The organism is Leptolyngbya sp. PCC 6406 (assembly GCF_000332095.2).
In the GTDB taxonomy this organism is placed as follows: Bacteria; Cyanobacteriota; Cyanobacteriia; order Phormidesmidales; family Phormidesmidaceae; genus PCC-6406.
The window spans coordinates 2,817,538-2,826,438 of sequence record NZ_KI913949.1; the positions used below are offsets into that span (position 1 = coordinate 2,817,538).

Annotated in this window: 17 protein-coding genes; 7 read left to right on the forward strand and 10 right to left on the reverse strand. The window is 46.0% G+C overall.

Translation table 11 applies throughout. The features are described from left to right. Positions 1-75 precede the first annotated feature (75 nt). The 8 genes from LEP6406_RS0212510 to LEP6406_RS27865 form a co-directional block, all read right to left on the reverse strand. The gene (locus tag LEP6406_RS0212510; RefSeq protein WP_008310941.1) at positions 76-675 is read right to left on the reverse strand and encodes a 5-formyltetrahydrofolate cyclo-ligase; all 600 of its coding nucleotides are present in this window, start codon (positions 673-675) and stop codon (positions 76-78) included. A 143-nt stretch (positions 676-818) separates the two neighbouring features. After that, positions 819-1,025, reverse strand: a complete 207-nt coding sequence (locus LEP6406_RS0212515) for a hypothetical protein (RefSeq protein WP_008310942.1) — start codon at positions 1,023-1,025, stop codon at positions 819-821. Between the two features lie 4 nt (positions 1,026-1,029). Next, positions 1,030-1,407 (reverse strand): GIY-YIG nuclease family protein, encoded by a 378-nt coding sequence (locus tag LEP6406_RS31205; RefSeq protein ID WP_071992229.1) that lies wholly within the window; start codon positions 1,405-1,407, stop codon positions 1,030-1,032. 87 nt (positions 1,408-1,494) lie between these two features. Continuing rightward, on the reverse strand, positions 1,495-1,818 hold the full coding sequence (locus tag LEP6406_RS0212520) for an SET domain-containing protein (protein ID WP_008310943.1): 324 nt from the start codon (positions 1,816-1,818) through the stop codon (positions 1,495-1,497). Continuing rightward, positions 1,815-2,090, reverse strand: coding sequence for a hypothetical protein (locus tag LEP6406_RS27855; RefSeq protein WP_036028389.1), 276 nt, complete (start codon positions 2,088-2,090; stop codon positions 1,815-1,817). The genes LEP6406_RS0212520 and LEP6406_RS27855 overlap by 4 nt, the downstream gene beginning before the upstream one ends. A 113-nt stretch (positions 2,091-2,203) precedes the next feature. Beyond that, positions 2,204-2,485 (reverse strand): hypothetical protein, encoded by a 282-nt coding sequence (locus LEP6406_RS0212530; RefSeq protein WP_008315756.1) that lies wholly within the window; start codon positions 2,483-2,485, stop codon positions 2,204-2,206. A gap of 232 nt (positions 2,486-2,717) precedes the next feature. Beyond that, entirely contained in the window at positions 2,718-3,587 is an 870-nt protein-coding gene (locus LEP6406_RS31210; RefSeq protein ID WP_225886518.1) for an alpha/beta hydrolase, read from the reverse strand. Positions 3,588-3,918: 331 nt separating this feature from the next. Further along, positions 3,919-4,590, reverse strand: a complete 672-nt coding sequence (locus LEP6406_RS27865; protein ID WP_008315751.1) for an alpha/beta hydrolase — start codon at positions 4,588-4,590, stop codon at positions 3,919-3,921. A gap of 93 nt (positions 4,591-4,683) precedes the next feature. On the opposite strand from LEP6406_RS27865, the gene LEP6406_RS31215 reads away from it, so the two are divergent. After that, positions 4,684-5,628 (forward strand): IS630 family transposase, encoded by a 945-nt coding sequence (locus LEP6406_RS31215; RefSeq protein ID WP_027268884.1) that lies wholly within the window; start codon positions 4,684-4,686, stop codon positions 5,626-5,628. A 385-nt stretch (positions 5,629-6,013) separates the two neighbouring features. On the opposite strand, the gene LEP6406_RS32105 is transcribed toward LEP6406_RS31215, so the two are convergent. Both LEP6406_RS32105 and LEP6406_RS27875 read right to left on the reverse strand, forming a co-directional pair. Next, complete coding sequence (locus LEP6406_RS32105; RefSeq protein WP_008315410.1) at positions 6,014-6,235, reverse strand: hypothetical protein; 222 nt, start codon at positions 6,233-6,235, stop codon at positions 6,014-6,016. A gap of 45 nt (positions 6,236-6,280) precedes the next feature. Continuing rightward, a complete protein-coding gene (locus LEP6406_RS27875; RefSeq protein WP_008315412.1) occupies positions 6,281-6,499 on the reverse strand; it encodes a hypothetical protein in 219 nt (72 codons plus the stop codon). A 337-nt stretch (positions 6,500-6,836) separates the two neighbouring features. On the opposite strand from LEP6406_RS27875, the gene LEP6406_RS35630 reads away from it, so the two are divergent. From LEP6406_RS35630 to LEP6406_RS0212570, 6 genes are all read left to right on the forward strand, one after another. Beyond that, on the forward strand, positions 6,837-7,007 hold the full coding sequence (locus tag LEP6406_RS35630; RefSeq protein WP_225886689.1) for a DUF4277 domain-containing protein: 171 nt from the start codon (positions 6,837-6,839) through the stop codon (positions 7,005-7,007). 212 nt (positions 7,008-7,219) lie between these two features. Further along, positions 7,220-7,486: a DUF4258 domain-containing protein gene (locus tag LEP6406_RS35635; RefSeq protein WP_071992321.1), complete on the forward strand. Its 267-nt coding sequence runs from the start codon at positions 7,220-7,222 to the stop codon at positions 7,484-7,486. Beyond that, the gene (locus tag LEP6406_RS30275; RefSeq protein ID WP_051463684.1) at positions 7,483-7,800 is read left to right on the forward strand and encodes a DUF2283 domain-containing protein; all 318 of its coding nucleotides are present in this window, start codon (positions 7,483-7,485) and stop codon (positions 7,798-7,800) included. The genes LEP6406_RS35635 and LEP6406_RS30275 overlap by 4 nt, the downstream gene beginning before the upstream one ends. Positions 7,801-8,060: 260 nt before the next feature. Next, the gene (locus tag LEP6406_RS35640) at positions 8,061-8,231 is read left to right on the forward strand and encodes a DUF4277 domain-containing protein (protein ID WP_225886689.1); all 171 of its coding nucleotides are present in this window, start codon (positions 8,061-8,063) and stop codon (positions 8,229-8,231) included. Between the two features lie 212 nt (positions 8,232-8,443). Beyond that, positions 8,444-8,710 carry a DUF4258 domain-containing protein gene (locus LEP6406_RS35645; RefSeq protein WP_071992321.1) on the forward strand — a complete coding sequence of 89 codons (267 nt, stop codon included), beginning with the start codon at positions 8,444-8,446 and terminating at the stop codon, positions 8,708-8,710. Further along, positions 8,707-8,901: DUF2283 domain-containing protein (locus tag LEP6406_RS0212570; RefSeq protein WP_027269096.1), on the forward strand; the 195-nt coding region annotated here is incomplete at its 3' end. The genes LEP6406_RS35645 and LEP6406_RS0212570, both read left to right, overlap by 4 nt.

Sequence of the window (8,901 nt, forward strand, 5' to 3'; positions counted from 1 at the left end):
GTAACGATAGGTAAAGAAACTCTCATCTAGCCCTAGGGGGAGAAAACCGTCAGGATCAGTACGCTAATCCCGGATCTACTCTCCCAGATATAACCCCGTCTCGGTACAGATACCCCTCAGAGGCTGATCCCAGGGATCCCGAGGCACAGTGGGCAGACGGGCATATTCAAACACAATGGCAATGGTGGGCTTTCCCCGCCAAAGGGGCTGACTGAGGAGACGATCATAGAAGCCTCCCCCATAGCCTAGCCGATAGCCCTGGACATCGCAGGCCACCGCTGGCACCAGGATCAAATCCACCAGAGCCGGGGAAATCAGGGGCGCAGTCGGGGCGGGCTCCGCAATCCCAAAGGCCCCCGTCACCAAGGACTGCGCCCCCTGCCACTGGTGCCACACCAACTCCTTTTCCTGACAACGGGGTAGGCCCCAAACCCGACGGCGATCCATTCGGGGGGCCATTAGAGGAGACAAATCCGGTTCACCCCGAAAGCTCCAGTAGGCCAAGACGCAGCGGGCCTGCTGAAAACCGGGCCAGGTCTGTAGATGGTCGCAGATGCGATCGCTTTTTTGTCGCCAAGCAGCGGGGGGAATCGCCTGACGGGCCTTGAGCAGGCGGCGACGCAGGTTTCCCTTAGCCCGCTGGCGCTCAGCAGCGGCGTTCGACAGAGAAGACATATAACAGTGCAGTTGGGTGGTGTAGGTCCGTCAGGGCGCACAGCCGTCATTGCTGTCACCTCAAGGTTCTGATGACGGATGCCGCACTACCAATATCTCTTGTCTGCCCGCTCCACCGTGTTTTTGCAACCACTCAGATGGTTTTATTGTCCACGTCCCGGTTTGCAGTCTGCAAAACCTAGCGCTTCTGTGTCAAGAAAGCTAGCGATCGCCATTTCAATGACTGCTTCGATTGGATATTCAATTTCACTAGCACGTGCAAATAAAGCTTCTTGAATTCGCTCAGGCAAACGTTCCAAAATGACTTTGGCATCACTAGGGGAAAGTTGCTCTTGAACTTTGATTTGCATAGCTTCACCTTTCGACTGGAATTTGGACGTTATAAGGTGGCTCAGCAGCCCTTAGAATGATTGCTTCTAGCTCCAATAATAGCGCAGGGTTCTCCGAATGTGGAATAAGCCGGACTGCGATTCGTACATCTTCGTCTGGATATTTATCCAGCCACGCCCACAAAAAAGCCTTATGTCCACCGCTAAAACGTCCTCTTAGACTCTTCGTTTTGCCAATGTAAAGTAAGCCGTCAGTTCTATGTCTAACTGCGTAAATTCCTGGACGACCAGGGATACTCCGAAACTCACGAGTCAATGGTTGGCACTGATCAAAGGGAATAGAGGCGATCTGGTCTAAAATTGTTCGAGCGTGAGCTTGTATGTCAGGTTCGTGCGCTGGCATCCAGAAGAAAAGCGAATTTTACAGCATTCATTTTCTCACTAATTCCCCCTATCCAAACTAGGATGCCGCTGAAGCATGCCTATCCAGCTAACTTTTGACATTGAATTTTCTGTAAAGCATTTGTCTTAATTTCTCGCTTCCTCGCTTTACAAAGTCATCTTCAGATTCATTTTCTCGTGGCTTATCGATCTCGCCACTGAATTCTGATATGAAAGTTTGATCTTGAACCAAATTAGAAACTTCTTCTAAAAACTTCTCCTGCTCATAAGCAGAGATAGAGAGTGGAGCAAGAATTCCCTCTACACTGGATGTGAGAGCCATTTGAATCGTCGAAAGCGTTGTTTCAGATAAAGGCAAGGCTTTATTGGACGATCCTTTGATGTCATTCATAAATTCTTCAAATTCATTCATGCAGATTCCCCTTTTTGTTTCCACCAATTATAGTAAGCACGAAGTATTTCTTCAAAGGCATTTACAACTGTTTCAATTATTAGTTTCTTTGTCTGATCGTCTAACTTATTCGAATTATAGTAAGCACGAAGTATTTCTTCAAAGGCATTTACAACTGTTTCAATTATTAGTTTCTTTGTCTGATCGTCTAACTTATTCCAAACTTTAAAGAATAAACCGAATAGCGGCCCAACTACTGCGCCACCGATAAGCCATAGCCATGGCAAACCCATTTACATCCTCCAGAAAATCAGATAAAATCTATCGGGAACAAATACTATTTTTGAACAGTGATAAATAGTCGTAATCCTAGTACACATATTATAGCATATTAAAATCTTGAGAGCTAAGCGAGAACTGGGGAGCCATTCTTAAACATTACATGTCCCTTAATTGGCACTTGAATGGGAATTCCGCAAACACTAATCTCCCATTCAATTTGAGCTGAATCCTCATATTTTCCTGTTGCTAAATACCAATAATTTTTGTTCAGGAAATCTGGATAACTTTTCAGCTCTTTAGCAAGTCGTGCAGAAACCGAAAATTCGTCATGGCCGTCTAGTTTGAGAACCATATCAATAGAAGTTTTATAAGCCCTAAGATTTCCATCAACTTCTTTCAGATACATATCAGTAATCCCCTTATCTTAACATGTTCATAAGCTCAGGTGGAATCTGCGGATTAATTTTCTGCTGTCTCCACTCCAAAAGAAACTTGTGTGCTACTTTTTGTATGGTTTCTAGCTTTTCAGCCACCTTGCTAACTGTCTGAATATCTATAGCAATCCGAATTGATCCTTGAAGACAGGACGGGTACCTTGCCCGTGCAGGCGAGATGTCCGTACTACGATTCTTCAGGGTTCACGGAGGATCGCTATAGTACTTCTCAAAAATCAAGCTAAGCCGATAAGCCCACGCTCTTTCATCATGTCCCCCCAGGGGATCAGCATAATAAAAGAGATCAGTATTTACTGTATACCCATAATCTTGTTGAAGCAGTTTGACCATTTCCTCCGCCCATTTAGCTGCTTGAGATTCGATAAAGAAGTTATGAAAGCCGCCAACATGTTTGAGTCCCCAATCTATCCAGATTCTTGGTCTATTTTGATTGTCTGGACTTAGAAATGATTTTACTGAATCAACTAAGAAAGTTTGACGAAGATTGAATACTCCACCGACCCAAAATGAAGGAGACAGGGCTCCTACATTGCCAAAATGTTCTCCATGTAAACAACCCGTATAAAAAGCTGCTAGTCCACCATGTGAAGAACCGACAATTGTTGTGAATTCTCTTCCTCTCAAAGTATTATATGAACAATCGATAAAGTGTTTAAGCCGAACAAGGTAGTCGGAATATTCTGCAAGTCCGCCTCCTTCTTGTTGCTTGAAAAGCGCAGAAAATTCTTTTACATGCAAATATTCATGAGATCGATTCAGGGGATGAATGGCGACAATAATGACAGGGCTGATTTTTCTTTGCGCGTAAAGTGCTTTGAGAGTAGCAGGCACTTGCCACGAATAAGGGCTTAATCCATCAGGCCAAAAAGCAGTGTTACCATCGTTCATGTAGACAACTGGATAACCACGATGATTAAAGTCATAATCACGTGGTAGAAAAACATGTACTTTTCGTGGCGGATAAAAATCTTGATCGATAACTAAAGAATCGTAAGTATGAAAGTATCCGCTATCATGCCCTTCATCATGATGCCAAGCTAATTGATCGTTCACATAAATGGGGTTCATGGGTCAGTTACGAGAACCAGGTTTTGGTAGCAATACTCATTTGACGATCTAGGTTTAGAGGGGGTTGCAGTCTAACGGTGAAGTTCAACAACGGCAGTCAACCCGGTAGCTCTTGACCGAACAACTAATGCAGGGCAATCGCATGATGTCAACAAAAATTGCTTAAGGACACCTCGAAAAATCCCAGCCTTATTGAGAATGGCAACGAGGTTTCAGGGTTTCAGCCCCACGTTTTTCGCAACTAGGTAATTATAGGCAATTAACTGAGGTGCCCTTAATGAGAGTGTCCTCATTTCAACTAATCTCTGTCCATAATTCATCTTGGATTTACGCACCGTTTTTCTAACTTTTTTATTTCTCCTAATAGATTATGTCCAATAATTCTTGCTGTAATAGCACCATCAAGGTTGTCATAAAAATAAGAGGAATGAGCGTCTTCGGCAGCAATGACCATTGCCAAATCTGATTGCCCAAGTCTTCTCAATGTTTTCTCAGTTATATTAGCATCTTGCCAAACATACTGATCAAAGAATAGCAATTTAGAACTGATCTCATCTTCTATAGCAGCTTTAAGTGGATAGGCCATCAAATCAGACGAATGAATTATATTTACCCATCTTAAATGATTTGATACAATAGAATCTTCTTCTTGTCTTTTCTCAAAACTATGATTCACAACAGAAAAATCAATATCCAACATTTGTTTGAGAAATAACAAAGGAGATCCCATTGTACTTATACTTTCTAAGCTTATGCCACTCAATTTTTCACGAAAAATGAAAGCTGGATCATTATTGGATAAAGTATTTGAGAATAGGAGATCCCAAAGAATAAAACTACCTAGAGAGTGAGCAACAAAATGAATTTTAGTTTGATCGGGATGATTGCTTAAAAACTGATTTAATTGTTCACAAATAGTCTCACGAATTATCTTGCCACGTTCAGTATTTTGATAAATTAGAAAATCACCCAAAAAATTATTAATCAATTGATTTCGGTGTCTTTTGTATCTATAAATATCATATAGCGGATTTCACAAAGATGTGGTACGAATAGCGGGTAGAAAAAGCGCGAGGAGCCGATGAAGGCCTACAGCACCGATTTGCGACAGAAGATTATTGAGACCTATGAGAACGAGCGCATTTCGCAGCGCCAGTTAGCCCAGCGATTTCGAGTGACTCTAAGTTTTATCGTGAAACTGCTGAAGCAGTATCGGGAAACGGGTGAGCTTGCCCCCAAGACCAGTCCTGGGCGACCGAGGGAACTGGATGAGGCGCAGATGCAGGGGGTTCAAGCCTTCGTTGAAGCGAACCCTGATCTGACCTTAGATGAGCTTCGCGCCGAAGTGGCTCAACAGTATGGGGTGACGGTGAGTCGATCCACGATGTGTCGGGTGATGAAGCGGCTTCAGTTCACCCGTAAAAAAAAAGCCCTTCACCCCAGTGACAAGGTGAGTGATCGGGTACAGCGGTTGCGAGGGGAGTACTGGGATGAGATTCGAGACATCCGAGTTGAAGACTTGGTGTTTATCGATGAGTCGGGGATTAATCTGGGGTTGATTCGGTTGTTTGCCTGGGCGCTGCAAGGCCGACGAGCCTATGGAGAACAGCCCAAGCGGGGGAAGAATGTGTCCCTGGTGGCAGGGTTAAGCTTGGCTGGGGTAGTGGCTTCGGCGGTGATTTTAGGAGCCTTTGACGGCTTGAGTTTTGAGGCATTTGTGGCCACTCGCCTGGTGCCCAACCTTTGGCCAGGGGCCTGTGTCGTGATGGACAACTGTTCCATTCATAAGGACGACATGATTCGGGAGTTGATTGAGGCCGCAGGGGCACGTCTGGTATATCTGCCGCCCTATTCGCCGGACTTCTCGCCGATTGAGAACTTTTGGTCAAAGCTAAAGTCAATTCTCAGGGCACTGGGGGCACGGACTTATCAAGCGCTATCAGAAGCCCTTGAAATAGCCTTTGAGGACATCTCTGAAGCGGACATTAAAAGCTGGTTCACCCATTGCTGCTATTGTGCCGCATAATTATGAAATCCGCTATAATGATATTCTTTATATTCTTTGTGATCTCTACAAGCTCTTGAAAAATCTTTTTCAATGCACCCAATGATTTGATTTTTTTATTGTTGAATAAATTCCCCCAGAAGCTCGAGTAGAATTCTATTGGGGCTTTCACGTTCCTTTTTATATTTTTTGTAAGTGCATCAGCATACCTATAACTTTGAGTGTTGACACCATGAATAAAGAAGACAAGCATTCTGTATTAACCCTTTTACTTAAGGCGCGTTAGGCTCTGCTGTAGACTTTATTTGGACTTTCAAAAGCAATTGAAAAGTATTGTCAAAAGAAACAGTGCCAAAACCATCTTTACCTATACCTATGATAGGTTTCTTGTTTACTAAAGTTCTGATTATTTACGAGCGAACTTTACTCCCTTATAAATCCCATAACCCACCAGTCCTGCTGCTGCAACAATTCCAGCTACAGGCAAAGCTACTGTTGTAGTTGTGGTAAACCCTAGAATTCCAAGAATGCCAGGAGCCGAAGAAGTAACTGTAGCAATTGTTACAGAGCCTGTCCCAGTAGCTGCCGCTGCACTAGTAATAGCGCTTACAATTTTCAAGTCATCCATAGCTCTTCCCTTCTGTAAAGGATCAATGAAAGCAGATGTGTTTTCTTACTCAAAAAGCTTTTTAATGCCGTAGGCTGCTATCCCAACTATTACTCCGGCTCCAACAACTGGAGTAGCGCCAACTGCAATAGCACCAAAACCTCCAGCCAAACCCATATTTCCAACCATAGCCGCGATACCAGCTCCCACAAAACCGCCACCAGCAGCAAACCCTGCTGCTTCCTTGAAATCCTTACCCTTGCCTTCGCCCTTACCACTCTTCATTATGCCGCTTCCTCTAAAGAGTAATTTTATACAATCTAGCCCAATCTTCTACTCACGGCAAAGTAGGTACAAGTGGGGAGAACCGAACTTTGACACGTCCCTCCCCGACGCTCCTGCGTCCTCAAAACGGGACCAACCATGGGCAAAGATTTGAACGTCCCAGGATGTTTTCCTACGGGGGATTACTTTGTAGAGGGGTGAGGGCGTGTATAGCCTAACGGCATTCAAGAAAGGCATAGCCTGTGCCCGTAAGTGAAGCCGCTCCAAAGAAGCTAAGGCTTAGGGGACAGTAGGATCAGGACCGATCGCGGTTTTGTGGGTTGCTTCTGATGATGAGTTGGATGACCCCATCATCGCAGGGACTATAGATCAGATGGGTCTAGAGCAGCGCGTTAATAACTGCCTGGGCACCCGTGCGCAGCAGATCGTGAGTCCTAGGCAAGGGCTAAAAGCGATGATTGTGAATGGATTGGGCTTTCATATAAGGCCGAGTCTCTGGGCGAGTTGACACAACACACCATAGGCGCAGCCTTACCCGCAGGGCAGTCCAACGGTTCAGGGGCTACGGTAAATAATGCGATCGCGCTTATGAACGGGTTTGGCCTCGTACAGTCGCGCAGAAGAGTGGTGGCGCATTGGTGGGTTAACAGAAACAGCGACAGCCGGTCATCCATTAGCGATAAATTAGCGATATCGGCTATTGACCTAGCAACCCGTCGAATGAGCAATCAGCCATTTCCCTACGCCCTCAGCAACCATGCCAAGATCCGGCTGGCTGAGCGAAGAATTGATTTGCAATGGGTTGCGCTTACCCTAAGGGAACCAATTCTGCTCGAACCTCATCCAGACGATGCCGATTGTCAATGCGCCTATCGAGGCATTCCAGAGGCAGAAGGGCGAGTCTTGAAGGTTGTCTATAATACGGCTACCGAACCTTGGCGTGTAGTGACGGTTCACGTCAATAGGCGAATGCGAGGCAGACTATGAAGATTCAGTTTGACTCAGAGGCGGATGCCCTGTATCTGCGGCTCTTGGGTGGTGAGGTGACGGACTCGGAGTCTATTGAACCTGATGTGGTGTATGACTATGACGCTAAAAATCAGGTAGTTGGGGTAGAAGTACTGCGAGTTAGGACAAATTTGCCCAACTTAGCCACCAAGGCACTGCCCTTCAAAAGCNTTGGGCAACAGGTTGAATTTTTGAGCTTTTTGGAAACCTTNGCAGATGCAGATCTGCGATCAAAGCTTGCTTTTGCCAAGCAAATTTTGCAAAATCAGGACTTTCTTTTACAAAAAGCGTGACCTTCCAGGGGTAGACGACGCTAGAGCGTAATGACCCTGCGTCCTCAAAACGGGACCAACCGTGGGCAAAGATTTGAACGACCCAGGATGTTGTCCTAGGGGGAATTACTTTGTGGAGGGGTAAGGGCGTGTATAGCCTAACGGCATTCAAGAAAGGCGTAGCCTGTGCCCGTAGGCGAAGCCGCTCCAAAGAAACTAAGGCTTAGGGGGCAGTAGGATCAGGACCGATCGCGGTTTTGTGGGTTGCTTCTGATGATGAGTTGGATGACCCCATCATCGCAGGGACTATAGATCAGATGGGTCTAGAGCAGCGCGTTAATAACTGCCTGGGCACCCGTGCGCAGCAGATCGTGAGTCCTAGGCAAGGGCTAAAAGCGATGATTGTGAATGGATTGGGCTTTCATATAAGGCCGAGTCTCTGGGCGAGTTGACACAACACACCATAGGCGCAGCCTTACCCGCAGGGCAGTCCAACGGTTCAGGGGCTACGGTAAATAATGCGATCGCGCTTATGAACGGGTTTGGCCTCGTACAGTCGCGCAGAAGAGTGGTGGCGCATTGGTGGGTTAACAGAAACAGCGACAGCCGGTCATCCATTAGCGATAAATTAGCGATATCGGCTATTGACCTAGCAACCCGTCGAATGAGCAATCAGCCATTTCCCTACGCCCTCAGCAACCATGCCAAGATCCGGCTGGCTGAGCGAAGAATTGATTTGCAATGGGTTGCGCTTACCCTAAGGGAACCAATTCTGCTCGAACCTCATCCAGACGATGCCGATTGTCAATGCGCCTATCGAGGCATTCCAGAGGCAGAAGGGCGAGTCTTGAAGGTTGTCTATAATACGGCTACCGAACCTTGGCGTGTAGTGACGGTTCACGTCAATAGGCGAATGCGAGGCAGACTATGAAGATTCAGTTTGACTCAGAGGCGGATGCCCTGTATCTGCGGCTCTTGGGTGGTGAGGTGACGGACTCGGAGTCTATTGAACCTGATGTGGTGTATGACTATGACGCTAAAAATCAGGTAGTTGGGGTAGAAGTACTGCGAGTTAGGACAAATTTGCCCAACTTAGCCACCAAGGCACTGCCCTTCAAAAGC